This window comes from Alkalitalea saponilacus (assembly GCF_900168165.1).
In the GTDB taxonomy this organism is placed as follows: Bacteria; Bacteroidota; Bacteroidia; order Bacteroidales; family Marinilabiliaceae; genus Natronoflexus; species Natronoflexus saponilacus.
Genome location: NZ_FUYV01000012.1, coordinates 76,498 through 102,037 on the forward strand (window position 1 = coordinate 76,498; position 25,540 = coordinate 102,037).

The 25,540-nt window shown below is 38.4% G+C and carries 22 protein-coding genes; 17 read left to right on the forward strand and 5 right to left on the reverse strand.

Annotated elements, in window-relative coordinates; genetic code table 11:
* Window positions 1-300 precede the first annotated feature (300 nt).
* Window positions 301-2,874, forward strand: a complete 2,574-nt coding sequence (gene clpB, locus B5X70_RS10735; protein WP_079557904.1) for an ATP-dependent chaperone ClpB — start codon at window positions 301-303, stop codon at window positions 2,872-2,874.
* 67 nt (window positions 2,875-2,941) lie between these two features.
* Here clpB and B5X70_RS10740 read toward each other — a convergent pair whose 3' ends face one another.
* Together B5X70_RS10740 and B5X70_RS10745 are read right to left on the reverse strand one after the other, a co-directional pair.
* Window positions 2,942-3,253: an STAS domain-containing protein gene (locus B5X70_RS10740; protein ID WP_079557905.1), complete on the reverse strand. Its 312-nt coding sequence runs from the start codon at window positions 3,251-3,253 to the stop codon at window positions 2,942-2,944.
* A gap of 2 nt (window positions 3,254-3,255) precedes the next feature.
* Window positions 3,256-3,735, reverse strand: coding sequence for an Hpt domain-containing protein (locus B5X70_RS10745; protein WP_079557906.1), 480 nt, complete (start codon window positions 3,733-3,735; stop codon window positions 3,256-3,258).
* Between the two features lie 229 nt (window positions 3,736-3,964).
* Between B5X70_RS10745 and gcvT the strand changes: the two genes are divergently transcribed.
* The 8 genes from gcvT (at window position 3,965) to B5X70_RS10785 (ending at window position 12,634) form a co-directional block, all read left to right on the forward strand.
* Window positions 3,965-5,047 carry a glycine cleavage system aminomethyltransferase GcvT gene (gcvT, locus tag B5X70_RS10750; protein WP_079557907.1) on the forward strand — a complete coding sequence of 361 codons (1,083 nt, stop codon included), beginning with the start codon at window positions 3,965-3,967 and terminating at the stop codon, window positions 5,045-5,047.
* 267 nt (window positions 5,048-5,314) lie between these two features.
* Entirely contained in the window at window positions 5,315-6,385 is a 1,071-nt protein-coding gene (serC, locus tag B5X70_RS10755; protein ID WP_079557908.1) for a 3-phosphoserine/phosphohydroxythreonine transaminase, read from the forward strand.
* Between the two features lie 137 nt (window positions 6,386-6,522).
* Window positions 6,523-7,446, forward strand: a complete 924-nt coding sequence (locus B5X70_RS10760) for a 3-phosphoglycerate dehydrogenase (RefSeq protein ID WP_079557909.1) — start codon at window positions 6,523-6,525, stop codon at window positions 7,444-7,446.
* Between the two features lie 171 nt (window positions 7,447-7,617).
* On the forward strand, window positions 7,618-8,868 hold the full coding sequence (locus tag B5X70_RS10765; protein WP_079557910.1) for a DUF1015 domain-containing protein: 1,251 nt from the start codon (window positions 7,618-7,620) through the stop codon (window positions 8,866-8,868).
* A 140-nt stretch (window positions 8,869-9,008) separates the two neighbouring features.
* Window positions 9,009-9,671: a YggS family pyridoxal phosphate-dependent enzyme gene (locus B5X70_RS10770; protein ID WP_079557911.1), complete on the forward strand. Its 663-nt coding sequence runs from the start codon at window positions 9,009-9,011 to the stop codon at window positions 9,669-9,671.
* A gap of 160 nt (window positions 9,672-9,831) precedes the next feature.
* Window positions 9,832-10,818: a dihydroorotate dehydrogenase-like protein gene (locus B5X70_RS10775; protein ID WP_079557912.1), complete on the forward strand. Its 987-nt coding sequence runs from the start codon at window positions 9,832-9,834 to the stop codon at window positions 10,816-10,818.
* A 387-nt stretch (window positions 10,819-11,205) separates the two neighbouring features.
* Entirely contained in the window at window positions 11,206-12,123 is a 918-nt protein-coding gene (locus B5X70_RS10780; RefSeq protein ID WP_079557913.1) for a hypothetical protein, read from the forward strand.
* A gap of 94 nt (window positions 12,124-12,217) precedes the next feature.
* Window positions 12,218-12,634, forward strand: a complete 417-nt coding sequence (locus B5X70_RS10785) for a hypothetical protein (RefSeq protein ID WP_143255066.1) — start codon at window positions 12,218-12,220, stop codon at window positions 12,632-12,634.
* A gap of 30 nt (window positions 12,635-12,664) precedes the next feature.
* Here the strand turns inward: B5X70_RS10785 and uvrA are convergent, their stop codons facing one another.
* On the reverse strand, window positions 12,665-15,490 hold the full coding sequence (gene uvrA / locus B5X70_RS10790; protein WP_079557965.1) for an excinuclease ABC subunit UvrA: 2,826 nt from the start codon (window positions 15,488-15,490) through the stop codon (window positions 12,665-12,667).
* Window positions 15,491-15,879: 389 nt separating this feature from the next.
* Between uvrA and B5X70_RS10795 the strand changes: the two genes are divergently transcribed.
* Together B5X70_RS10795 and B5X70_RS17915 are read left to right on the forward strand one after the other, a co-directional pair.
* Window positions 15,880-16,473 carry an RNA polymerase sigma factor gene (locus tag B5X70_RS10795; RefSeq protein WP_079557915.1) on the forward strand — a complete coding sequence of 198 codons (594 nt, stop codon included), beginning with the start codon at window positions 15,880-15,882 and terminating at the stop codon, window positions 16,471-16,473.
* 330 nt (window positions 16,474-16,803) lie between these two features.
* On the forward strand, window positions 16,804-16,992 hold the full coding sequence (locus B5X70_RS17915; protein ID WP_143255067.1) for a hypothetical protein: 189 nt from the start codon (window positions 16,804-16,806) through the stop codon (window positions 16,990-16,992).
* 7 nt (window positions 16,993-16,999) lie between these two features.
* Here B5X70_RS17915 and B5X70_RS10805 read toward each other — a convergent pair whose 3' ends face one another.
* Window positions 17,000-17,995, reverse strand: a complete 996-nt coding sequence (locus tag B5X70_RS10805; protein ID WP_079557917.1) for a glycosyltransferase family 2 protein — start codon at window positions 17,993-17,995, stop codon at window positions 17,000-17,002.
* Between the two features lie 333 nt (window positions 17,996-18,328).
* Here B5X70_RS10805 and B5X70_RS10810 point away from each other — a divergent pair, with 333 nt between their 5' ends.
* Window positions 18,329-19,978, forward strand: a complete 1,650-nt coding sequence (locus B5X70_RS10810) for a diphosphate--fructose-6-phosphate 1-phosphotransferase (RefSeq protein WP_079557918.1) — start codon at window positions 18,329-18,331, stop codon at window positions 19,976-19,978.
* Window positions 19,979-20,193: 215 nt separating this feature from the next.
* Window positions 20,194-20,592, forward strand: a complete 399-nt coding sequence (locus tag B5X70_RS10815) for an RrF2 family transcriptional regulator (protein ID WP_079557919.1) — start codon at window positions 20,194-20,196, stop codon at window positions 20,590-20,592.
* On the opposite strand, the gene B5X70_RS10820 is transcribed toward B5X70_RS10815, so the two are convergent.
* Window positions 20,587-21,285, reverse strand: coding sequence for a 16S rRNA (uracil(1498)-N(3))-methyltransferase (locus B5X70_RS10820; protein WP_079557920.1), 699 nt, complete (start codon window positions 21,283-21,285; stop codon window positions 20,587-20,589). The genes B5X70_RS10815 and B5X70_RS10820 overlap by 6 nt on opposite strands.
* Window positions 21,286-21,431: 146 nt before the next feature.
* Here B5X70_RS10820 and B5X70_RS10825 point away from each other — a divergent pair, with 146 nt between their 5' ends.
* Genes B5X70_RS10825 through B5X70_RS10840 form a run of 4 tightly spaced genes read left to right on the forward strand, consistent with a single transcriptional unit; the run spans window position 21,432 to window position 25,534 of the window.
* Window positions 21,432-22,139, forward strand: a complete 708-nt coding sequence (locus B5X70_RS10825) for a C39 family peptidase (protein WP_079557921.1) — start codon at window positions 21,432-21,434, stop codon at window positions 22,137-22,139.
* 6 nt (window positions 22,140-22,145) lie between these two features.
* Window positions 22,146-23,597, forward strand: a complete 1,452-nt coding sequence (locus tag B5X70_RS10830; protein ID WP_079557922.1) for a RimK family protein — start codon at window positions 22,146-22,148, stop codon at window positions 23,595-23,597.
* Between the two features lie 18 nt (window positions 23,598-23,615).
* Window positions 23,616-24,851, forward strand: coding sequence for a carboxylate-amine ligase (locus B5X70_RS10835; protein WP_079557923.1), 1,236 nt, complete (start codon window positions 23,616-23,618; stop codon window positions 24,849-24,851).
* 2 nt (window positions 24,852-24,853) lie between these two features.
* Window positions 24,854-25,534 (forward strand): N-formylglutamate amidohydrolase, encoded by a 681-nt coding sequence (locus B5X70_RS10840; RefSeq protein ID WP_079557924.1) that lies wholly within the window; start codon window positions 24,854-24,856, stop codon window positions 25,532-25,534.
* The last annotated feature ends 6 nt before the right edge of the window (window positions 25,535-25,540 follow it).

Consider the following 25,540-nt stretch of genomic DNA (forward strand, 5'->3'; position numbering starts at 1 on the left):
ATTTCATTTAATTTCTAATCCTGATGCATCGGGACTAAAAATCTAACTATCTATTAATCTACTGAATTGAATGGTGCTAAATTAATTAAATGAGCTAATGTTTCCAATATTATTCTGATGTTTTAAACGAAATAACCTGTCTGGTTTTTCTAAACGTTATGGATACAAGAATAGTTACATATAATGGTATTGTGAAACTTTGACATACAACCATATACATTTAATGCCAAAATGTCATTAAATGTATAGTGGCAATAATTTTGATGCCATCAAATCAGAACCATATTTAAAAAGAACATCATGAATCTGAATCAATTTACCATAAAAGCACAGGAATCTGTTCAGCAAGCTGTACAAATTGCTGCCGGATTGAACCATCAGGCAGTTGAAAACGGTCATTTGTTGAAAGGTATCGTACAAACGGAAGAACAACTTACAAAGCATCTGTTTGGAAAGTTAGGAATTTCAAATGTTTTCCAGATTTTGGATAAGATTGTTGAGTCTTATCCAAAAGTGAGCGGTGGTGAACCATATCTGGGAAGGGCTGCTTCGGATGCATTACAGAGAGCCATCAACAAAGCAAAGCAAATGGGGGATAAGTTTGCATCCATCGAACACATTCTTATTGGAATTGTTGGAGGAGCCGACTCAGTTGCAAAGATGTTGAAAGATGCAGGTGCAACTGAAAAAGGCCTTGAAATGGCTGTGCATGAGCTTAGAAAAGGCAGTAAAGTAGATAGCCAAACAGCAGAAGACACCTATGATGCTCTGGGGCGATTTGCCATCAATCTTAACGATATGGCTCGTTCCGGAAAGTTGGATCCTGTTATTGGTAGGGATGATGAAATTCGCAGGATTTTGCAAATTCTATCCCGAAGAACTAAGAATAATCCGGTTCTGATTGGGGACCCGGGTGTTGGAAAAACTGCCATTGCAGAGGGATTGGCACATCGCATCATTAATGGTGATGTGCCTGAAAACCTAAAGAGCAAACAAATATTCTCTCTGGATATGGGAGCTTTGGTAGCTGGTGCAAAGTACAAAGGAGAGTTTGAAGAGCGGCTAAAAGCGGTAGTGAAAGAAGTGCTTGCCAGTGATGGTGAAGTTGTTCTATTTATTGATGAGATACACACCCTGGTGGGTGCCGGCAAGAGTGAGGGTGCCATGGATGCTGCAAACATTCTTAAGCCGGCATTGGCAAGAGGCGAGTTAAGAGCGATTGGGGCAACCACGCTAAATGAATATCAGAAATACTTTGAAAAGGATAAGGCTCTGGAACGCAGATTTCAAATTGTGATGGTTGATGAACCTGATACTTTATCATCCATTTCTATCCTGAGAGGATTAAAGGAGCGCTATGAGTCTCATCATAAGGTGCGGATCAGAGATGAAGCTATTATTTCGGCTGTAGAATTGTCAAAACGGTACATTTCAGACCGGTTTTTACCCGATAAAGCCATAGATTTAATTGATGAAGCTGCCTCCAAATTACGATTGGAAATGAATTCAGTTCCGGAAGAAATTGACGAAATTGAAAGGAAAATAAAGCAACTGGAGATTGAGCGAGAAGCCATTAAAAGAGAAGGCGATAAGGCCAAAATGGAATCTTTGTCCTTTGAAATATCTGAATTAAAGCAGAAGCATTCATCGCTCATGGCCAGGTGGCAGGAGGAGCGATCGATTATTGAAAAGATTCAAAAATTCAAAGCTGACATTGAGACTTATAAATTTGAAGCTGAGAAAGCCGAAAGAGAAGGTCTTTATGAAAAAGTTGCTGAATTAAGATATGGCAGAATTAAAGATGCCGAGCAGAGTATTGAAAAGCTAAAGGCCACGCTTTCAGAAAAGCAGATGGATAGCGCTATGATCAAGGAGGAGGTTGATTCGGAAGATGTAGCGCAGGTGGTGAGTCGGTGGACTGGCATTCCTGTCAACAAAATGTTAAAAACCGAACGCCAGAAATTGCTGGCCATTGAGGAGGAATTGCATAAACGGGTGGTAGGGCAAGATGAAGCCATCTCTGCAGTAGCAAATGCCGTGAGGCGCAGTAGGGCAGGCTTACAGGATGCCAGACGACCCATTGGTTCGTTTATCTTTTTGGGTTCAACCGGTGTTGGTAAAACCGAACTGGCTAAGGCTTTGGCCGGATTCTTGTTTGATGATGAGAATCTTATGACGCGAATTGATATGTCTGAATATCAGGAGAGACACTCTGTCTCCCGTTTGGTTGGAGCTCCTCCCGGATATGTTGGCTATGACGAAGGCGGACAACTCACTGAAGCTGTCCGTAGAAAACCTTATTCCGTGGTGTTGCTGGATGAAATTGAAAAGGCTCATCCCGATGTGTTTAATATTTTGCTTCAGGTTTTGGATGATGGCCGTCTGACTGATAACAAAGGGAGGGTTGTGGATTTCAAGAACTCCATTGTTATTATGACTTCCAATCTTGGATCTCATCTGTTGCAAGAGAGCATCGACAGCGGACATAGCAACATTGATGATAATGTTCGTGCAAAAATGACCGAGTTGTTGAGACAAACCATACGTCCGGAGTTCTTAAACCGAATCGACGAAATCATTTTCTTTACTCCTTTAGATAAGGAGCAAGTGAAGGAGATTGTAAAAATGCAGTTTAATGGCTTGGTTGATGTTTTGAAAAATCAGGGAGTCAACATCGAAATCACTGAGTCGGCCATTGATTGGCTTGTTAAGGCGGGATTTGATCCACACTATGGAGCACGTCCTGTACGCAGAGCTATTCAGCACCACGTGCTGAATCATTTGTCAAAACTGATTCTTGCAGAATCCGTTCAATCCGATGAATCTATTCTTGTAGATGCCGATGAGAATGGATTGGTATTTAAAAATCAGTAGCACAAAAAAACGGGATGTTGCAATTTAATGCAAAATCCCGTTTTTTAAAAATATCAAAAAATAAAGATTATTCGTTACTGAAGTCGAATACTTTATCGAGTTTCATCAAACTTAGTAAGCTCATCACATCCTTATTAACATTTTGAAGAATAAAAGAGCCATTGTTTTCGCGGGTTGACTTTAAGACGCTTATTAATACCCCAATACCCGTACTATCAATGAATCTGATGTTTTCAAGATCTAAAACAATTTTATAATTGTTTTTTGAAAGATGCTCAATTAGTTCATCTTTTACGACTGGTGCTATGGGTGCATTGAGGCGATCTGTGCCTTCCAGCTTTCCAACCTGAATATTGTTTTTTGTTTCTGTCTTTAACATGACTATTTCTTTACTAGTACATTTTTTAGCTCCGTGCTTGCAATGTCACACGATCTTCTAAAATTATCTATAATGCTTTTCATGGTTTCCTCAGTTCCATTGGATTTTATCCAATCTTGTTTCTTCTCTGGGTAACTTTTAATATTCAAATATAAATTTTTTATCTCATTTTCCTCTTTTTCTGATAAATCATTTTTCTCTTCAAGTTCTTTAATTCTAAATGATTTTGATATCAGTTCAAGATTTTTGAGATCTTCGTTCCCCAAATTTTCCATTCCCATTGACAGTACCGAAGACTTTGCCTTGTGCGCCAGTGCTGCTAAATCTTTCCAATTCTTCTCTTTAAAATAGGTATCAAAACCATCTTCATACTCCGGTACCTGATCTAGAAATATATTAATTAATTCAGCTAATATTTCGTTATCTCCATCTGCTATGCTTTCCAGGTATGAAAGTTCTATTAATTGGAATTTAGAGGACATAAATCAATATTTTTTGGTGTATCGGGTAATTTATTCTAATTATGCAAATCTAATATAATAGATCAATAATTGGAAATATATTTTTATTTAATGTATTTGATTTTATAATTTTAAGGTGTGAAACTGGTAGCTTTTAAAAGATTTAGTTACGATTTTTACATTGTTTATTGCCATAATTTGCTGAATAAAAAGATTTTATATATGATTATTTAGAAAACTCCGTACAGAAATGCAAAAAACACCTTTATATCAAAAACATATTGATTCAGGAGCAAAAATTGTACCTTTTGGTGGCTTCTTAATGCCATTGGAGTATACAGGAATTAGAAATGAGCATATGGCTGTGCGAAATACGGCCGGACTCTTTGATGTTTCTCATATGGGAGAAATCTGGGTAAAAGGAGCGGGAGCAAAAGACTTTTTGCAAAGAGTTACCTGTAATGATGTTGAGAAATTACATCCCGGTCAGGCACAATATACATGTCTTTTGAATAGCGACGCAGGAATATTAGACGATCTGCTTATTTACTGTTATGACCCGGAAAAATATATGCTGGTTGTAAATGCATCCAACATAAATAATGATTGGGATTGGTTGAAACAGCAGGAGAGTGAGAATTTAGTTCTGGAAAATGCAAGTGATAAAATCTCTTTACTTGCTATTCAGGGACCACAGGCCAATAAAATTTTGCAAAGATTAACCGATGCTGATTTATCATCAATTCCCTACTATTCTTTTATTACACACTCATTGGCAGGAGTTAAAGAGGTGATAATCTCCAATACCGGATATACAGGAGCTGGTGGTTTCGAAATTTACGCCTATAACGAGAACGTAGTACAAATATGGGATGCCATAATGGAGGTAGGTAAACCCGAGAATATTATGCCGGCAGGACTTGGAGCAAGAGATACTTTGCGTCTGGAAATGGGGTTTTGCTTGCATGGCAATGATATTGATGAATCAACCACTCCTCTTGAAGCCGGTTTAGGATGGGTTACAAAACTTGAAAAAAAGAGTGATTTTATTGGTCGGGAGCCCTTAATTAAACAGAAAAAGGACGGAGTCTCCAGACGTCTCAGAGCATTCATAATGGAGGAAAAGGGTATTCCACGCAAAGGCTACCAGATAACCGATTTGCAGGATAATATTATTGGAGAAGTGACTTCAGGAAGCATCTCACCTGTTCTTGATAACGGTATTGGTCTGGGGTATATCCAATCCGGAACCCTTAAAATTGGCGATGAAATCAGAATTTTGATACGCAACAGATCGATCAAGGCAAGAATTGTTAAACCGCCATTTATTTAAAGTTGAATTTCTTTTGATATTTTATAAGTAATATATCTGTTTTTCTTTTAATTTTGCATTCGGAAAAGTAATTCTGTTGCAATTTTCACCTGTTGAAAAATAGTGGAAAAAAGATTTTAACTATAATTGATTCAACAGTATGAATAGTTGTAACTTTGTTGATAATATTTTTTCTTTCAATGGTTAATGAACTATTTGAATTACTTCTCAATTGATTGATATTTAGAATATAATAACCGATTCTATACTTAAACAATTTAAATACTCATGAAGAAGCATAATTTTTCAGCCGGACCGTCTATCCTTCCGGAATATACCATTAAAAATACAGCAGATGCAATTCTAAATTTTGCTGGTACCGGTTTGTCTGTCATGGAGGTTTCTCACCGCGATAAAGAGTTCATGGCCGTTATGGAGCAGGCAAACAAACTGTTTAAAGAACTGTTGGATATTCCTTCGGGGTATGAGGTTTTGTTTTTGGGTGGAGGTGCCAGTATGCAGTTTTGCATGGTTCCTTATAACCTGATGAACAAAAAAGCGGCATACCTGAACACTGGTACCTGGGCTTCAAAAGCCATTAAAGAGGCTCACTTTTTTGGTGAGGTTGTTGAAGTTGCTTCTTCCAAAGATGAAAATTTCTGTTATATCCCTAAGGGTTATGAAATCCCGTCTGACGCCGATTATTTTCATATTACTACCAACAACACCATTTTTGGAACAGAGATTAAAGAAGATTTGGATGTGAATGTTCCTTTGGTTGCCGATATGTCTTCTGATATTTTTTCACGACCAATTGATGTGTCAAAATACTCAGTGATTTATGGTGGCGCACAAAAGAACCTCGCGCCATCGGGTGTTGCTTTTGTAATCGTTAAAGAAGATGCATTAGGCAAAGTTGATAGGAAAATTCCTACCATGTTAAATTATAAGACCCACATTGATAACGAATCCATGTTTAATACACCTCCGGTGGTTCCAATTTTTTCAGCTTTACAAACTCTTATTTGGCTTAAAGAGCAGGGTGGTGTAAAAGAGATGGAAAAGAGAAATATTGCAAAGGCAGACATGTTATATTCAGAAATTGAACGCAACAAGATGTTTAAGGCTACGGTGAAAAACATCGAAGATCGTTCTGTTATGAATATCTGCTTTGTTATGAATGATGAGTATAAGGATTTGGAACTTGAATTCCGGGAATTTGCCATTTCCAAAGGCATGGTTGGGATAAAAGGCCACCGTTCTGTGGGAGGATTCAGAGCCTCTTGCTATAATGCTTTACCAGTAGAGAGTGTTAAAGCTCTAATTGACGTTATGCAGGAGTTTGAAAAAAAGCATTAAAACACATTATGGAATAATTCTTTCAGAATTATTCCTGACAGATATAAAAGGGGAGCTGGTGGGGATCATTCATTGCTCTCCTTTTAATATTTTTATAGATTTGAGCTATAATCAAAGGAAAATAAAAACTTAAGAATATGAAAAAAGTATTGGTTGCAACAGAGAAACCCTTCTCTCAAATTGCCATAGACGAGATAAAAATTGTACTGGACGGTGCAGGGTTTCAACTCGAACTACTTGAAAAATATACAGACAAGTCACAACTGCTTTCAGCAGTTGCAGATGTGGATGCAATGATTGTTCGCTCAGATAAAGTTACTACTGAAGTATTGGATGCTGCGAAGAATTTGAAAATTGTTGTTCGTGCCGGCGCCGGATATGATAATCTGGATTTGGATGCATGCACACAACGTGAGGTGGTTGCCATGAATACCCCGGGTCAGAATTCAAACGCTGTGGCTGAATTGGTTTTTGGAATGATGATTTATGGAATGCGTAAGCAATTCAGCGGAGGAGTAGGTTCAGAATTGAGAGGGAAATCCATCGGGATTCATGCCTATGGCAATGTTGGCTACTATGTAGGAAAAATTGCTCACGGGTTTGATATGAAAGTTTATGGATACGATCCTTATGTGAGTGCAGATCGAATGCAGGCGCATGGCGTTGAACCATTGGCTTCTGTAGAGGAGTTATATAGAACTTGTGAATTTATTTCACTGCACATTCCGGCCAATGATTTTACAAAAAAATCCATTAATAAAGCAATACTTTCTATGATGCCTCAAGGCGCTGTATTGGTAAATACAGCACGTAAAGAGGTCATTGACGAGGACGGGATGATTGAATTGATGGATGAAAGACCAGATTTCATGTATTTATCAGATATCACTCCAGATAAGGCCGAAGAATTCCAAAAGAGATTTCCCGGAAGATATTTTTTCACACCCAAAAAAATGGGAGCACAAACTGAGGAAGCCAACGTGAATGCCGGAGTGGCAGCTGCACGGCAAATTGTGAGTTACCTGACTTCAGGTGACGAAACTTTCAGGGTAAACCGTTAAAGAGCCTTTTTTCAATTGTCTATAAATCTCAATAGTTCGTTAAACTTTTTTATTCAGATGGTTATCAAATGTATATGGATTTGTTGTCATGTCGCACAATTAGCTGATAATAAGAAACATGCTTGTATCTAATAATCTAAAAGTCTAACGATCTATTGTAAATCTAAATCTATGTCTGTTTTAAAACCATTTAAAGGAATTCGTCCCCCAAAAGAGATTGCCGCAGAACTTTCTTGTTTGCCTTATGATGTTATGAACTCGGAGGAAGCTGCAAAAATGGCAGAAGGAAAAGATCACTCACTTTTACACATCACAAGGTCTGAAATTGATTGCAATCCTGATGCTGATGTCCATTCTGAAGAGGTGTATGCCAAATCTGTGGAGAACTTCCGAAACTTTAAAGCCAAGGGATGGTTGGTGCAGGATCCGGAAGCATATTTCTACATTTATGCACAAACCATGGACGGACGCACCCAATACGGAATTGTTGGTTGTGCAGCTTGTGAGGACTATTTTAATGATGTCATCAAAAAGCATGAGTTAACCCGCCCTGATAAAGAAGAGGATCGGATGCAACACATCCGAATTAACAATGCCAATATGGAGCCGGTGTTTTTCAGCTATAAAGCAGTTCCGGAAATAGATGCAATTGTAGAAGCAATAGTTTCTTCAAATGAGGCTGATTACGATTTTACCAGCGAAGATGATTTTCGCCATCAGTTCTGGGTTATTAGAGATAAAGGTACGAATGAGCAAATAGAGAACCTTTTTGCTGAAAAAGTTCCGGTAACTTATGTTGCCGACGGTCATCACCGCACTGCAGCTGCTGCCCGGGTTGGTCATGAAAGGAAAAGTAATAATCCGAATCATACCGGAAACGAGGAGTATAATTACTTTATGACGGTGTGTTTTCCTGATAATCAATTGGCCATTATCGATTATAACCGTGTTGTTAAAGACCTGAACGGGCTCTCAGAAACCGACTTTTTAATTGCTCTGGGACGTACTTTTGAAGTGACAGAAATAGGAGAGGAGATATATAAACCCACCTGTTTGCATGAGTTTAGCATGTATTTAAGTGGTAAATGGTACAAACTTGTTGCCCGAAAAGGAACATACAATGACCAGGATCCTATTGAGGTATTGGATGTAACCGTTTTGTCGCGTCATGTACTCGACAGAATTTTGGGTATTGAAGATTTAAGAACTTCAAAAAGAATCGATTTTGTTGGAGGGATCAGAGGTTTGGGAGAATTAAAAAAGCGAGTGGATTCAGGAGAGATGCAGGTTGCGTTTGCGCTATACCCGGTTTCTATGAAGCAATTGATCGATATTGCCGATACCGGCAATATTATGCCTCCAAAAACAACGTGGTTTGAACCTAAATTAAGATCAGGCCTTGTTATTCATGAACTTGAGTAGAGTTCTCTGAATATCAGATATAAATACAAGGTGCACATGGTGTTATTCAATACTTTTAACCCATTGTGCTCTTTGTTTTTTTATCAAAAATGAAATCTGTGATTCTTTAAAAAGAATCAGGATTTGAGCATAAACTTACTATGAGCATTAAAACCAATCTACAGCGGATAAAAGAATCAATTCCCGGGGGTGTAAATCTAATCGCAGTTTCCAAAACACATCCTCCGGAATTAATTCTGGAGGCATACCATCATGGCCAACGGCAATTTGGAGAGAATAAAGTTCAGGAGCTTACAGCTAAAGTTGTTGTTTTACCTGACGATATTGAGTGGCATATGATCGGACATCTGCAATCCAATAAAGTAAAATACATTGCACCATTTGTATCTTTAATTCACGGGGTTGATTCCTATAAACTTTTAAAAGTAATCGATAAAGAGGCGAAAAAATGCCATCGCAATATAAAGTGTCTGTTGCAAATTCATATTGCCAAAGAGTCAACAAAATTTGGTCTGAGCGGCGATGAGCTGCATGAACTATTAAAAAATGACGAATGGAGAACCCTGTCCAATGTTCAGATTATTGGATTAATGGGTATGGCAACGTTTACCGAAAATCAGGACATAGTACGCGCTGAATTTAAATCTCTTAAGCAACTCTATGATGAAGTAAAAGAGCAGTATTTTTCAAACGATTCAGGGTTCCGGGAGATCAGTATGGGCATGTCTGATGATTACCGGATTGCCATTGAGGAAGGAAGCACCATGGTAAGAGTAGGAAGCGCAATTTTCGGGGAAAGGTGATCAAAATTGGAAACTATTTTTATATTTGTAAAATCAATAAAGGTTTCCGGGTCTTGTAAAACCTTAAGCATTATCAGGCTGATGTAATATCAGGACGATGATTCGCCCTGTTTGCAGAAGACCTTATTTCTTATGTTGCAAATACTTAATAGCAAATTAGATGGCAAAACTTGAAACGACTTATTTGGGACTAAAATTGAAAAATCCCATCGTGGTAGGAAGTTCCGGACTAACCAACAGCGTTGAAAAAATTAAAAAACTCAGAGATGCCGGCGCTGGTGCTGTGGTGTTGAAATCTCTGTTCGAAGAGCAGATAAATCATGATGTAAACAGAGCAATCCATTCAGGACAAGGTTTGGATTATCCTGAAGCTCTTGATTACATGAAAAATTACTCCAGAGATAATTCTGTTGCTGAGTACTTAAAGTTGATATCAGAGGCCAAATCAGCTGTGGATATTCCGGTGATTGCCAGCATCAACTGTTATTCCGATACAGAATGGATAGATTTTGCTTTACAGATTGAAAAAGCAGGTGCCGATGCCATTGAATTGAATCTGTTTGTGCTCAATACAGACAAAAACTCTGCAGCCGACTCCTACGAAGGGCTCTATTACAGCATTGCCAAAGCTGTTAGTGAAGAATTGAAGATCCCTGTAGTAATGAAATTGGGACTTTACTTCTCCAATTTGGTTTCTGTGGTTAATAAGCTGTCTGTGTCGGGAGCAAAAGGCGTAGTTCTTTTCAACAGGTTCTATGAGCCTGATATCGATATAAATACATTATCAATAACAGCAGCTGAGGTTTTTAGCTCGCCGGCTGATATTCGTCGGTCGTTACGATGGGTTGCCATTGTAAGTGACAAAGTTAAGAATATTGAAGTGGCAGCATCAACCGGAATTCACGATGGAGATGCAGTTATAAAACAATTGTTAGCTGGTGCCAGAGTAACCCAGGTTTGTTCCTCTGTTTATAAAAATGGCCCTGAAGTTATTACCAGGATGGTTAAGAAACTTGAAGAGTGGATGGATGAAAAGAAATTCAAAACCATTGATGAGTTTAGAGGATTAATGAGTTATAAGAAAATACAGAATCCGGTATTGTATGAAAGAGCTCAATTTATGAGATACTTCTCAAAGTTTGAGTAACAAGTCGTATAAACTTATATACAAAAAGTGTCGTCACTGACGACACTTTTTTGTTAATACCTATCTGTTTCATGTGTTTATAATTTGTTTTTCAGTTGATCCCGAGTACTCGGGAGAACTCGTCCCGAAGCCTCGGGACTCGTTTCATATTAATTGTACTTTAACAGATTTTGGTATTTTGCATACCGGAAAAATCCTCACGATTGGTATGAGCAAATATTTTTTATGACCCCAAAAGCATTATTTTCTGCTTTTGTTTTAATATTTTTTTGATTTATACTAGATAACTCTTTGACCGTATTAATTTTTTTGAGAATTTTGTGTAACTTGTAACACTGTAATAATAAAATCAAGAATTCAGATAACCCAATATTTATTGAATATAAGATGTTTAGAATTTTATTCTCATTTGTAGTTTTCGTTTTGCTGTTAAGTAGCTTTTTTTCATGCACTTGCCAGCAACAACGTGACCGATCCGCTGAGGAAGAGGAGATCATCCGCTCAGTAATTGTTGATGAACAATTAATGGAAGATTTTGCCAAATCTAAGATGATTTTTTATTCCCTCCCATCTCCTTTGGAAACAGCCATGTTAATAAAACGTGCTGGGGCTGGGTTCGATGTAGATTTATTAAACCCTCTTTCAAATATTAACAGGTACAATACCAACCTGAAAATGGCGCTTAATCTGGGCGTATACAGTGCTAATATGAGCTATTCAAGCCTTTTTGATCAGACTCAGAGCACCTTGAATTATATGAACAACTCCAGGAAACTTGCTGAGAATCTTGGAATTCTGGAAGCCATTGATGAGGAGACCATACGCCGTTTAGAGGAAAACATGAATAACCGGGAAGTGGTCATGGACATCATTTCCGAGACTTTTATGAACTCAAATGCATATCTCACCGAACAAGACCGTCCGGCAATTGCTGCCATGGTTCTAGTGGGGGGATGGATTGAAGGTTTATATATTGCAACACAGCTTACTAACGGGTCGCTGGATACAAATCCGGAACTAATCGACAGAATTGTTTATCAGAAACTTTCCTTAAACACAGTTCTCAACCTTCTGGATTCCTATAAAGAGAATCCAGATATCAGCTACCTGATTGAACGAATGAATGAACTCAGAGTAATTTATGATGATGTCAAAATCATAACCACTTCCAACGTAGAAGCCGAAACTCATCCTGATAAACGTATGACCATTTTACGTAGCGAAGCCGAAACTTTTATTTCTAAAGAAACTTTCAGGAAGCTGTTTGAAAAAGTGGCGGAAATACGTAATGAGTTTATTTCGTAGCCGAAAAGTGAAATTCTTGTTATAGTTAGTTCTATTTATATTCATTTCCTGAAGAATGGTGATTTCGAGATTGATTAGATGTTTGGTTTTGATTGTGGCCTTTTGGTCCGGGGTAGAAGTTACTGCTCAATGTATAAGTTTTGCTCGTAATATTGCACGTCCTCAATTAGAGCCTTTTACGCATGATGGTAATTTCAACGCCACATATATGGAAGAAGGCGAAAGTGCAGAATTATATAAAACTTTTTTTGAAGGAGAAGAATACCGTTTAGTCGTTTCTGCTGTTGAAAGCTTGCCTGAACTGCATATTCAAGTATTGGATGAACATCGGCATGTGGTTTTTGATAACAAAAACTATGAAAATGCGCAAGTTTGGGATTTTACTGCTGAAACCACCGGAACAATGATTGTTTTTGTTAGAGTTCCGGACAGGGGAATGGAAACCATTACAGGAGGCTGCGTGGCTTTGCTCTTTGGCGTTAAAAGCAGCGGTGGTTCACGTCGTAGATAATATATTCTGTAATATTTTTCAGGTCAGATATTAAGCCTTGCCACTTTTGATATAGGGTGCAAGATACTGTCCAGTATAAGAATCCTTTATTTCTGCAATCTTTTCAGGAGTACCTTCATAAACCAGATTTCCTCCATCTTTTCCACCTTCAGGTCCCAAATCAATAATGTGATCGGCTGATTTTATCACTTCCATGTTATGTTCAACTACAACAATGGAATGTCCTTTTTCTATTAAGGCATTAAATGCCTTAATAAGTTTGTTGATGTCGTGAAAATGGAGTCCTGTTGTAGGTTCGTCAAAAATAAACAGGGTGGGTTCTGTCTTTTCCATCCCAAGAAATGAAGCCAATTTTACCCTCTGACTTTCTCCTCCGCTGAGTGTGCTGGACGATTGCCCCAGTTTTACATAATTAAGGCCAACATCTGCCAATGATTGCAGCTTGTTAACTATTCGCCTGTCGGTAGCGCTGTTTTGTTTAGAGAAGAATTCGATGGCCTCTTCAATGGTCATCTCCAAAATTTCATGAACATTCTTACCGTGATAGTGAACATCTAGTACTTCTTGTCTGAATCTTTTCCCATTACAACTTTCACATTTAAGAACCAGATCGGCCATAAATTGCATCTCAACTTTTATGGAGCCTTCTCCCTGACACTCCTGACAGCGTCCTCCATCCACATTAAATGAGAAATGAGATGGTTTCATATTTTCCAGCTTGGCCTGTTTTTGATCGGCCATTATTTTTCTGATGTCATCCCATGCTTTGAGATATGTTGCGGGGTTCGATCTGGATGATTTTCCGATGGGGTTTTGATCTATAAATTCCACATCATGAATAGATTGTAAATCACCTCTCAACAAATCAAATGAACCTGTTTTATCTGCTGTTCCTCCTTTAATCTTTTTTAATGATGGATAGAGTATTTTCTTTACGAGAGTTGATTTGCCGGAACCACTAACTCCGGTAACCACTGTAAAGATATTAAGAGGAAATTTTACTGTGAGATTATTTAAATTATTCTCACGTGCTCCAACTACTTCAATAAATCTGCTCCATTGACGACGACACGTGGGCAGATCAATATTTCTTGTGCCTGTTAGATATTGAGTGGTTAAACTCTCTTTGGTGGACTCCAATTGTTCAAATGGCCCTTGAAAAACCACTTCGCCGCCATGCTGTCCTGCTCCCGGACCAATATCTATGATTTCATCACACGCTCTGATGATGTCCTCATCGTGTTCAACAACAACAACGGTATTCCCAAGCTTTTGGAGATTCTTCAAAACCTCAATCAGCAGATGGGTATCTCTGGAATGAAGACCAATGCTTGGTTCATCAAGTATGTATAGCGAGCCGACAAGACTGCTTCCGAGCGATGTGGCAAGATTAATTCGTTGGCTCTCTCCACCACTTAAAGTGGAGGAGAGTCGATTCAATGTTAGGTATCCGAGGCCCACCTGGTTTAAAAACTGAAGTCTTGAGGTTATCTCCAGTAGTATTCGTCGAGCCACAGCCCGGTCGTGCTCATTTAGTTTTATTTGATTGAAAAAGTCAGACAACTCAGATACCGGCATCATGACCAGATCGGAAATGCTACGATCATCAACTTTAACCCAACTTGCTTCCTTTCTCAGACGAGTTCCTCTACATTCAGGACAAACTGTTTTCCCTCGATACCTGGCCAGCATAACCCGGTTTTGTATTTTGTACAGCTTTTCTTCCAGATGATGGAAGAATTCATCCAATCCGTTAAAGTACCTGTTGCCTGTCCAAAGCAGACGTCTTTCTTCCTGTGACAGTTCAAAATATGGTTTATGAACAGGGAAATCAAATTTATGTGCGTTTCTTAACAAAAGCTGCTTCCATTCTCCCATTTTTTCTCCTCTCCAACAGGCAATTGCATCCTCATAAATGGAAAAATTCTTATTTGGAATTACCAGATCTTCATCTATCCCTATGATGCTTCCAAAACCTTCACATTTTTTACATGCGCCTAAAGGGTTGTTGAATGCAAACATGTGTTCAGATGGCTCCTCAAAGATTATCCCATCTGCCTCAAACCTATTGGAGAAGACTGAAGTTTCCTGGGAGTTTTCTGTATAAATGCGAATGATGCACTCACCATTCCCTTCATAGAACGCAGTTTGAACTGAATCTGCAATTCTCGATGTATTGTCATCATTGGAACTGTCAGCCATTACCCTGTCAACCAAAAGATTTATGGCATTACAATCAACTTTGATTTCTGTTTGATTGCTCAGCATTTCCTGAATGGAAACAAAGTTTCCATTGTATTCTATCCGGCTGAAGCCTTGTTTCAATAGTAAATCTAATTGAGTTTCACAGGAACGTTCTCCGTTTAGGAAAACAGGAGCTAAAATGGCAACTTTTGTTCCGGTAGAGTGATTATTGATGTAATTAACCACATCGGATACATGATGGCGTTTTACCTCTTTTCCGCTTACAGGAGAGAATGTACGCCCTACCCGGGCGTATAAAAGTTTTAAATAGTCATAAATTTCAGTGGAAGTACCTACTGTGGATCGTGGATTTCTTGTATTTACTTTTTGTTCAATGGCTATTGCAGGTGGAATGCCCTTTATGATATCAGCTTCAGGTTTATCAATTCTCCCAAGAAACTGTCGGGCATAAGCGCTTAAACTCTCAACGTAACGACGTTGTCCTTCGGCATATAAAGTATCAAAAGCTAAAGAACTTTTTCCTGAACCGCTCACCCCGGTAATTACAATGAATCTATTGCGAGGAATATCCAGTGAGATGTTCTTTAGGTTGTGAACCCTGGCTCCTTTAATTATTATATGGTTCTGTGCTTTTACTTTTGTTTTGTCCATTCTTCTTTCTGTAAAATGCAAAGTTACCAAAAAAGTAGCAGCTTTAATCATCTGGACAATTTCAATATACATTCAAATTGATATACATTTTTGGTGAAAATAGTTTATGTATTCTAAGTCTTTGAATGATTTTTCAGTCTTAAATTGCAACTTATTCATAATTTCTCATGTATAAGAAAGTATAAAATTCATTTTTCAGTTTTAGAACTTTTTTGCAGATGAATGGTTTTTATTGTTAGCGTGTTAAGATTACTGAAAGTATTTTAAACATTAAAAAATGTAAATATTGTTTGGATTTATTGACATTTTTTTATTTATTCGTATTCTCAAATTCTTTAAAAACATTTGCCTATAGAGAAATCTTTACAAGTTAAGTTAAATAATTAGTTATGACAGATTTACTAAAACTGTCGGACGAAGAACTTGTAGAAGGTTTCGTTTCCGGTAAACAGAAATGTTTTGATACTCTAGTTGAGCGTCACAAACAAAAGGTATTTTCCTATATATTTTTAATGGTTCGCAATCAGGAATTGGCGGAGGACATTTTTCAGGATGCCTTTCTCAAAGTACATCGTACTTTGATGAAAGGAAAATATTCTGAATCAGGACGTTTTGCTTCTTGGGTTATGCGAATTTCGCACAACCTGATTATTGATCATTTTCGTCGGCAAAAGCACTTTCCTATGGTCTATAATGAAGATCACTCAAGAGATATTTTCAATCATACGAAGTTCTCAGAAAGTACAATTGAAGACCGTTTAGTGCAGGAAGAGGTGCTGAAAGATGTGGCCGAACTGGTGGAATTATTGCCCGATAATCAAAAAGAGGTTGTGAAAATGCGTCATTACATGGGGTTGAGCTTCAAAGAGATATCAGAGGAAACCAACGTAAGTATTAATACTGCATTGGGACGCATGAGATATGCACTGATAAACCTCAGGAAAATGATGGAAGAGAGAAATATTTCTCTCTCCTACACTTAAAAAGGTGCAAGAAACAAGTTTCTCGGCTGATCTGTAGCTTTAGGTATGGTCAGCTTCTGGATATATGGTGACTTCAACAAGACTTTATATTGTTTTAATATATTTGAATACAACCGGTGTATAAAACATTGAATGCTGCCATACATCTAAGTATGCTTTATAATTTTTCGGTATTAATTGACGATCTTTCGTGTTTAATGCTTCATAATAAGGATGTTATTTTTTGGCGAGATTGATTTTTCATTACAAAACATATTTTTCTTGTATAAAAAATACTATAATTCATGCAATGTCGTTTTAGTTTATATGACACTCCTAGATTCACATTGCATGAAAAAGTCCACTGAAATTAACCACCTTGAGTATCTGAATAAAAAAGGGCGGATATTGCGTAAGCTGATTATGCAGCTTTCTGATGAAGATTTGTTAAGAAAACTGCCTGCTCCCGGGAAGCATATAATTAAACAGCTAAAGATTAAAACTTCTACAATATCAGCATTCCTTTCAACTCGGAATTAAATCTAAACTACTTGTAAAAGTTTGAACTGAATGCGTGAAACTCTTTTTTTCCAAGAATTTTTCTAACAATTAAGCCCTCAATAAAACCAAGTCCATATCCAAATGTTTGCGTGTAAGCCGCAGCAACAGCCCAAACGGATGTTCTAATTTCTCCCGTTTCATTCATGGCATGTGACATCACAGTAATTGGAACCACCAGAAATAATAGAAGATACCAGGGGGACGCAAAAATAGCCAATATAATAATGAACAGATGCCCCCCAACAAACAAGGAAGGGATGGTATGTACCGGTTTAAGTGTTCCTTTATGTCTGATTTCAAGATTGATCCTGGCAATTCCTGAATTATAAACCTGCTTGAAGAAAGATCTGAAATTGTTTCTTCTTTTGTGGAATACAAAAGCTTCCTTAATTAATCGTGTGGAATAACCCTTCTTTAACAGGCGCATACTAAAATCAAGATCTTCACCAAAACGCATGTCCGAAAACCCACCCATTGCTTTAAAAACGGATTGTCTTACTCCTAGATTATAGCTTCGTGGATAGAATATGTCAAGTTTTTCCTTCGCGCCTCTGATGCCTCCTGTGGTTAAAACACTACTCATTGCATAGCCAATGGCTTTTTGTATGGTATTGAAATTGGGGTGCGGTCTGTCAGGCCCTCCAAAACAGTCAAAATCTTCACTGTCTACATTTTCGTTCACAATTTCAAGATAATTTTCAGGCAAAAGACAATCCGAATCCACAAAAATCAACCATCTTCCTTTAGCTGATTTTGCGCCAGTATTTCTAGCTGGTCCGGGGCCTTTATTCTCCTGTTTAAGGTAAGTTATTTGAAGTTCATTTGAATATTTATCAATAACCAGGTTACAAGGATGTTGAGATCCATCTTCAACAATGACCACTTCGAAATCCCGAAATGTTTGTTTCGAAAGGGTAAACAAAAGCTCTTCAAGCTCTTCTGATCGATTGTAAACCGGAATAATAAATGAAAATGATGGCATATACCGTATTATAATTTATGACAGACAAATATACAAATTATTAAGGTTTTTCTAATTTGCAGGTGTCATATCATACGCCATATAGTAAATATGGTTGTGCAAATCATTGAAATATATGTAAATATAATTTTGTAATATGTTGAATTAAGTAAATATTGCCGATGTTTTATATTCATGGATTGCTATAAGAAACCTAATAACTTGTAAATTGACTAAAAATTAAATGGTCATTTTTTCAAGTTTGGAAAAATATTCTCAAATTTGCGTTTATATTCAAATGCTACTTACCTGAATTGATAATTAATAAACATCAAATAATTTAAAACACCTAACATGGTAAAAAGTCCACTACAGATTGCCAGGGAGAGTTATTTTCCCAAATTACCTGCCTCATTAAAGGGGGCAGTAAAAATAGTTGAAGGAAATAAAACTGAATCGGTTGCTGATCAGGCCGATATCAAAAAGATGTTTCCCAACACCTATGGAATGCCTGTCATAACATTTGAATCCGGAAGTGAGTCCAAGGAATATCCTGCCGTAAAAGTTGGAGTTATTCTATCTGGAGGCCAAGCTCCGGGAGGTCATAACGTAATCAGTGGTCTTTTTGATGGGCTGCTGAACTGCAACAAAGAGAATAAACTATTTGGATTTTTGGGAGGTCCAAGCGGGTTGACCGATAACCAGTTTGTTGAATTGACCGCTGAAGTTGTTGATCATTACAGAAATACCGGTGGTTTTGACATCATTGGATCCGGCCGTACAAAATTGGAAGAGGAAGCGCAGTTTGATAAAGTGATTGAAAACTGCAAGGCTCTTGGCATTAATGCTTTGGTTGTGATTGGAGGAGATGATTCTAATACCAATGCCTGCGTATTGGCTGAGTATTTTCTTCAAAAGAAAGCAGGTATTCAGGTAATTGGAGTACCCAAAACGATTGACGGAGATTTAAAAAATGAAGTTGTGGAAACTTCATTTGGATTTGATACCGCATGTAAAACTTACAGCGAATTGATTGGTAACATCCAACGTGATGCCAACTCTGCAAAGAAGTATTATCATTTTATTCGTTTAATGGGACGTTCAGCTTCACACATTTGTCTAGAGTGTGCACTACAAACGCAACCCAATATTACCATTATTTCCGAAGAGGTAGAGGCAAAAGGCTTAACACTTGACGATATTGTCGATTATATCGCCGATATTGTTGTGAAGCGTGCAGAGAATGGAGACAATTTTGGAACCATCTTGATTCCTGAAGGAGTGGTGGAATTTGTGCCAGCCATGAAAAAATTAATTTCTGAGTTAAATGACATTCTTGCCAAACACGAAACAGAAGTTAATGTGCTTGATTCCAATAAAGATCGCAGAGATTTTGTGGCGACCAAATTAACTGAAGAATCAGCAACCGTGTTTACGCATTTACCAAATAGCTTTGCCAATCAATTGATGCTGGACAGAGATCCTCATGGAAATGTTCAGGTTTCGGCCATTGAAACAGAGAAATTATTGATTGACATGGTAAAAGCCAGACTGAAGAAATTGAAAAAGAGCGGAGATTTCTCCGGCAAGTTTGGTGGATTGGGTCATTTCTTTGGTTACGAAGGTCGTTGCGCCACCCCATCAAATTTTGATGCGGATTATTGCTACAGCCTTGGAATTACTGCTTCTCTTCTTATTTCTGAAGGAAAAAGCGGATATATGGCATCGGTTAAAAATCTAACTGCACCTGCTGAAGAGTGGATTCCGGGCGGAGCTCCAATTACCATGATGATGAATATGGAAAAACGCCACGGAGCTATGAAACCTGTTATTCAGAAAGCATTGGTAGTTTTGGACGGTGCTCCGTTTAAGAAACTTGATGAGAACCGTGAAGATTGGGCAATGGGAACTAAGTATGTTTACCCCGGTCCAATTCAGTATTTCGGACCAAAAGAAGTTTGCGATACAACGACACATACGCTTCGTCTTGAGCAAGCTAAATAAGAACTTTTCTTTTGAGAAGCTTACTTAAAAGAGAGCCGGGTTTTTACCCGGCTCTCTTGTTAACTTACTAAATAGAAATTCAATAATCTTATCTGAAACAATTTTAAGGAATAATAATGGTATTTTGACCTCTTATACGATTCGTTCACAGGGTTTAATAACTTTTTTTGTTTATATTTGTTTCTTTAAATATTAAAACCAACCGGTTATAAATTATGGCAAACATTATTGCGTTAACGGAAGCGGCCTCAATCGGACTCCACAGCATGGTAATGATTGCTCGTTCGGATGAGATGATGAACGTGGGCAACATTGCAAAACAAATTGACAGTTCAAGGCACCACGTTGCAAAGATTCTGCAACGTTTGGCTAAAGAGAACTTTATTTCGTCGAACCGAGGACCAACGGGTGGTTTTATTCTTAAGAAGAAGCCGGAGGAGATTTCTTTGCTCAATATTTATGAAGCCATCGAAGGGCGTTTTGAAGTTCAGAGTTGTCCGGGCGACAAAGAGATCTGTCCTTTTGGGGATTGTCTGATGGGTGATCTTTCTCATCGGCTATCAAACGAAATTAAGGAGTATCTAGCTTCAAAAACTTTGAAAGATTACTTATAACGAATTTTTTAATGAGATGATATGAACAGCTGCCAAGGCAGCTGTTTCTGTTCTCAGCCGTTTTTCCCCCAACGAAACCGGTACAAATCCGTTTTTTTCTGCTTCAGCAATTTCTTCAACTGAAAAATCGCCTTCAGGACCAATTAAAATGAGTGCCTGCCTGTCCTTTCGAGATATCTCAAAAAGATGCGACTCCTTTCCATCCCGACAATGGGCAATAAATTTATCCCCATTCTGATTTTGCCTTACAAAATCAGAAAATGGCACCAATGGTTCCAACACCGGCCGCCAGGTGCTCAGCGACTGCTTCATGGCTGCTGTAATAACCTTTTCAAGACGTTCCGGTTTTACAATTTTCCGCTCCGAATTTTGACACAATAAGGGTGTGATTTTTTGAACTCCTATTTCGGTGGATTTTTCCAGAAACCATTCAAATCGGTCGTTGTTTTTGGTGGGAGCAATAGCTATGTGACATCCACCTTGTGGGAGAGGAGTCTCCTCTGTTTCAGAGATTTTAACCCTGCAAAGCTTTGATGCTTCTGTAATAAAACCCGTTATCAGTTGGCCTTTGCCATCCATAATGCGGATGGAATCGCCTACTGCATGGCGCAAAACTTTAATACAATGTTTGGATTCTTCAGAGTTTAAATAACCGCCATTGGTTAATATTTCCGGTTCGTAAAACAGATGCATTTTTTTCTTTCAAAAATAGTATAAATTTTACGTATTTAATTTTTACCAATGCAGTTGTTTTATTAAAAAAAATACGTTCATTTGATGGATAATATATTTGTAGTTTCAGGAATTGTATCGCATTGTAAATTAGTACTGTAAGCCTGATGGAAAGATTAAATTCCATAAAAATTCTACCACAGCCCGATGACACCACATGCGGACCTACCAGTTTGCATGCCGTTTATCGTTTTTTTGGATTAAAGGTGGAGTTAAGTGAGGTCATAGAAACCGTAACCTCTTTTGAGGAGGGAGGAACTTTGGCTGTCATGTTGGGAATTGATGCGCTTAAACGTGGCTTTGATGCCACCATTTACACATACAATTTGAAGGTATTTGATCCATCCTGGGCAGAAACTGATAATGAGCAACTCTGTGAGTTGCTTGGGGAGCAACTCCAGTATAAAACAGGAAAAAAATTCTCACAAGCCACTAAAGCGTATCAAAATTTTTTAAACCTGGGTGGCAAAATCAGTTTCGAAGATCTTAACAAAAAAATTCTAAAGCGATATTTTGAAAAAGATGTACCCATTCTTACCGGATTGAGTGCCACATATCTATACAATACAAAAAGGGAATACACCAATCGTAAAAACAGGTCTGTTTTCGACGACCTGAAAGGTGAGCCCATGGGACATTTTGTTGTTTTATGCGGAATGAGCGGCAATACCGTATATGTGGCCGATCCGTATAAAGAAAATCCTATTTCGGGAAAAAACTATTACGAGGTGGATACCAACCGTTTGTTAAACTCAGTTTTGTTGGGCATTGTGACCTACGATGCTAATATGTTAGTGATTGTACCCAAAGATTAATTATTAATGAGAAAAATCATCGTAATCAATAACCCACAAAAGTGGGTTATTGATATCCCCGGGGTGGAAGTCATCGCACCCCGCACTTACCTGGAAGATGAAAACTATGCGAAGCTAAAAGGCGCCAGGGTTTTCAACCTTTGCTACGATTATGCCTATCAAACCCGGGGGTATTATGTGAGTTTACTGGCCGAAGCGCGAGGTCAAAAGGTGATTCCATCGGTAAAAAAAATCCTCGACCTGAAATCTCAGGCCATTGTAAAACTATTATCTGATGTTCAGGATGCTTTGATTCAAAAAACACTGCGCCACATTCGCTCAAAGGAGTTTGTTCTGAGTGTTTATTTTGGCCGCAACGTTTCCTCCCAATATGATAAACTGGCCAAAGAACTATATAAGCTCTTTCAGGTTCCTTTTTTGAGAGCCAGGTTTACGTTCGACGGCAAAAAGTGGGAGATTCAATCGGTTAGGACCATTCCTTTTAAGGAGATACCTGAGCACCATCTGGATTATATGGATCGATATGCCAAAGAGTATTTTAGTCAGAAAAGGTACGATCAGGCAAGAACGGGGAAATATAAATATGATTTGGCTATTTTGGTGAATCCTGATGAGAAATCACCGCCATCCAACAAAAAGGCCATTAGTCTTTTTGTGGAAGCCGCCGAAAAGGCCGGCTGTTATGTTGAGTTGATATCGAAAGATGATTTTCACCGGATAGGGGAGTTTGATGCTTTATTCATCAGGGAAACCACATCGGTAAACCATCATACCTATAAAATAGCTCGTAGAGCGCAGAGCGAGGGGCTGGCGGTGATTGACTCTCCTGAGTCAATCCTGAAATGTGCCAACAAGGTTTATCTGGCCGAAATTCTACAACTGGCTCGAATTCATACTCCCAAAACAATCATCATTCATACTGAAAACGTGAAAGGGGTTGAACATCAACTTGGGTTTCCCTGCGTGTTGAAGTTGCCTGATTCATCTTTTTCGCAAGGAGTGGTTAAGGTTGAAACCCCTGAGCAGATGAGGGAGAAGGTGAAGGAGATGATGAAGGTTTCTGATTTATTGATTGCTCAGGAGTTTTTGCCAACGGATTACGACTGGCGCGTGGGAGTTCTGAATAACCAGGTGATCTTTGTTTGCCGTTATTATATGGCACGCAATCATTGGCAGATTTACAACTGGCAATCGGATAAAAAACGTGAAGTTAGCGGAGGTTTTGATATTCTTGAGCCGGATGATGCGCCTTCATCGGTTAAAGCGACAGCACTTAAAGCCACGCGATTAATTGGCAACGGATTGTATGGGGTTGATATTAAAGAGGTGAAAGGAAAGGCCTTTGTGATTGAAATCAATGATAATCCAAACATCGATGCCGGAGTTGAAGACTTGTTACTAAAGGAAAAACTGTACCAGATGGTGATAGAGCATTTGATAAATTCCATTGAAGAATAATTTCACCCCTCTTAATTTATGGCTGAAACTAATAAATACAATCTTTTCGATGTTTTTGGCGTGGAGCTGGAGTATATGATTGTTGATAAATCCTCTCTGAATGTAAAACCTTTGTGCGATGTGCTAATGAAGGAGGTGACCGGTGCTTTTTTGTCTGATTTTGAGAACGGGGCAATTGCATGGTCAAATGAATTGGTGAATCACGTGGTGGAACTAAAAACCAACGGACCTGCATCAGAACTGTGTGGGTTGTCCGACCTGTTTCATCAAAACATAAAAAAAATCAATTCCTTACTCGAAAAGCACGATGCTATTTTAATGCCTGGGGGCTCACATCCTTGGATGAATCCCTTTGAGGAGACTAGGTTGTGGGAGCACGATTATAACGCGATTTACGCGTTATATAACCGCATTTTCGATTGCCGTGGGCATGGATGGAGTAATCTTCAAAGTACTCACATCAATTTGCCATTTAACGGCAATGACGAATTTGCGAGGCTTCATGCGGCAATTCGGGTTGTTTTACCGCTGATTCCTGCTCTGTGTGCAAGTTCACCGATAATGGACGGTAAATTCACCGGTTTTTCTGATGGCCGCCTTGAAGCCTATCGCCATAATCAAGTCAAAATACCCGTCATTGCAGGAAAAATAATTCCCGAGCAGGCATTTTCTGAGGCAGACTATTATAAGAAGATCTTCAATCCCATAAAAGCAGCCATAAAACCTTTTGATGATGAAGGAATTCTTGAACATCATTTTCTTAATTCTCGCGGGGCAATCGCCCGGTTTGATCGCGGTGCCATTGAAATCAGGTTGATAGATATTCAGGAATGTCCAAAAGCCGACCTCGCCTTTGTGGAATTGATTGTTGCTGTGTTAAGGCTTTTGGTAAATGAAGTTTTTGAACCTTTAGAGGTTCAAAAATCGTGGAAAGAAGATGTGTTGGCTGAGATGCTTATCTCTGCCATTAAAAAGGGAGAAAAATCGCTTATCGATAATAAGGAATACTTGCAGTTATATGGCATCAGCGAAAAAATCAGCGTGCCGGCAGGCGATGTATGGAAACATCTGTTCAACATCTCAAAAAGCAATTTATCAACCGAAGCCATAGATGTTTTAACGGATATTTTACACCATGGAACACTTAGCAGTCGCATATTACGAGCTGTAAATGATGATTATTCTCCCGATAATTTGCAGATAATTTATGCCAAACTGACTGATTGTTTAATTAAAAATCAACTGTTTACCTAATTATGAAGCTGTTTCTTTCCTGCGAACATGGTGGAAATGTGGTTCCGCCATCCTACCAATCCATATTTTCTGATGCAGAGAAGGTTCTCAATAGTCATCGGGGTTGGGATATTGGTGCTTTGGAATTGTTTAATGTGCTTCGCCAATGCGAAGCACATTTTAGCGACTATTCGGTGGTGACAAGATTGTTGGTGGATTTAAACCGCTCATTGCATCGAAAAACTCTTTTTTCGGAATTTACCCGACATCTCAACAACAGAGAGATGGGACTAATTTTGACCGAGTTTTATCATCCGTTCAGGAACCGGTTCTTTAATTCAGTAAGTGAAGTGACAGCAAAAGGAGAAGATGTTTTTCATATTTCTGTACATTCATTCACACCAGAACTTAACGGAGAAGTGCGCAATGCTGATATCGGGTTGCTTTACAACCCCTCACATGCCAACGAAAAAGAGATAGCCGGACAATGGAAATTAATGTTGAAGAAGTATTTGCCTCATTTCAAAATACGTTTTAACTATCCGTACCTAGGAAAGACCGATGGCCATGTGGCACCATTAAGAATCGCCTTTGGCAACCGATATAACGGCATTGAGTTTGAATTGAATAACAAACATGCCGGGGAAACTGAAGTGATGAACGGCATACGCAAATCATTGGTTGAATTGTTGGGTGTATTTTAGTAGGGT

Coding starts and splice junctions, on each gene's coding strand:
- clpB (WP_079557904.1), top strand. CDS start 301: ATGAATCTGAATCAATTTACCATAAAAGCACAGGAATCTGTTCAGCAA.
- B5X70_RS10740 (WP_079557905.1), bottom strand. CDS start 3,253: ATGTTAAAGACAGAAACAAAAAACAATATTCAGGTTGGAAAGCTGGAA.
- B5X70_RS10745 (WP_079557906.1), bottom strand. CDS start 3,735: ATGTCCTCTAAATTCCAATTAATAGAACTTTCATACCTGGAAAGCATA.
- gcvT (WP_079557907.1), top strand. CDS start 3,965: ATGCAAAAAACACCTTTATATCAAAAACATATTGATTCAGGAGCAAAA.
- serC (WP_079557908.1), top strand. CDS start 5,315: ATGAAGAAGCATAATTTTTCAGCCGGACCGTCTATCCTTCCGGAATAT.
- B5X70_RS10760 (WP_079557909.1), top strand. CDS start 6,523: ATGAAAAAAGTATTGGTTGCAACAGAGAAACCCTTCTCTCAAATTGCC.
- B5X70_RS10765 (WP_079557910.1), top strand. CDS start 7,618: ATGTCTGTTTTAAAACCATTTAAAGGAATTCGTCCCCCAAAAGAGATT.
- B5X70_RS10770 (WP_079557911.1), top strand. CDS start 9,009: ATGAGCATTAAAACCAATCTACAGCGGATAAAAGAATCAATTCCCGGG.
- B5X70_RS10775 (WP_079557912.1), top strand. CDS start 9,832: ATGGCAAAACTTGAAACGACTTATTTGGGACTAAAATTGAAAAATCCC.
- B5X70_RS10780 (WP_079557913.1), top strand. CDS start 11,206: ATGTTTAGAATTTTATTCTCATTTGTAGTTTTCGTTTTGCTGTTAAGT.
- uvrA (WP_079557965.1), bottom strand. CDS start 15,490: ATGGACAAAACAAAAGTAAAAGCACAGAACCATATAATAATTAAAGGA.
- B5X70_RS10795 (WP_079557915.1), top strand. CDS start 15,880: ATGACAGATTTACTAAAACTGTCGGACGAAGAACTTGTAGAAGGTTTC.
- B5X70_RS17915 (WP_143255067.1), top strand. CDS start 16,804: ATGAAAAAGTCCACTGAAATTAACCACCTTGAGTATCTGAATAAAAAA.
- B5X70_RS10805 (WP_079557917.1), bottom strand. CDS start 17,995: ATGCCATCATTTTCATTTATTATTCCGGTTTACAATCGATCAGAAGAG.
- B5X70_RS10810 (WP_079557918.1), top strand. CDS start 18,329: ATGGTAAAAAGTCCACTACAGATTGCCAGGGAGAGTTATTTTCCCAAA.
- B5X70_RS10815 (WP_079557919.1), top strand. CDS start 20,194: ATGGCAAACATTATTGCGTTAACGGAAGCGGCCTCAATCGGACTCCAC.
- B5X70_RS10820 (WP_079557920.1), bottom strand. CDS start 21,285: ATGCATCTGTTTTACGAACCGGAAATATTAACCAATGGCGGTTATTTA.
- B5X70_RS10825 (WP_079557921.1), top strand. CDS start 21,432: ATGGAAAGATTAAATTCCATAAAAATTCTACCACAGCCCGATGACACC.
- B5X70_RS10830 (WP_079557922.1), top strand. CDS start 22,146: ATGAGAAAAATCATCGTAATCAATAACCCACAAAAGTGGGTTATTGAT.
- B5X70_RS10835 (WP_079557923.1), top strand. CDS start 23,616: ATGGCTGAAACTAATAAATACAATCTTTTCGATGTTTTTGGCGTGGAG.
- B5X70_RS10840 (WP_079557924.1), top strand. CDS start 24,854: ATGAAGCTGTTTCTTTCCTGCGAACATGGTGGAAATGTGGTTCCGCCA.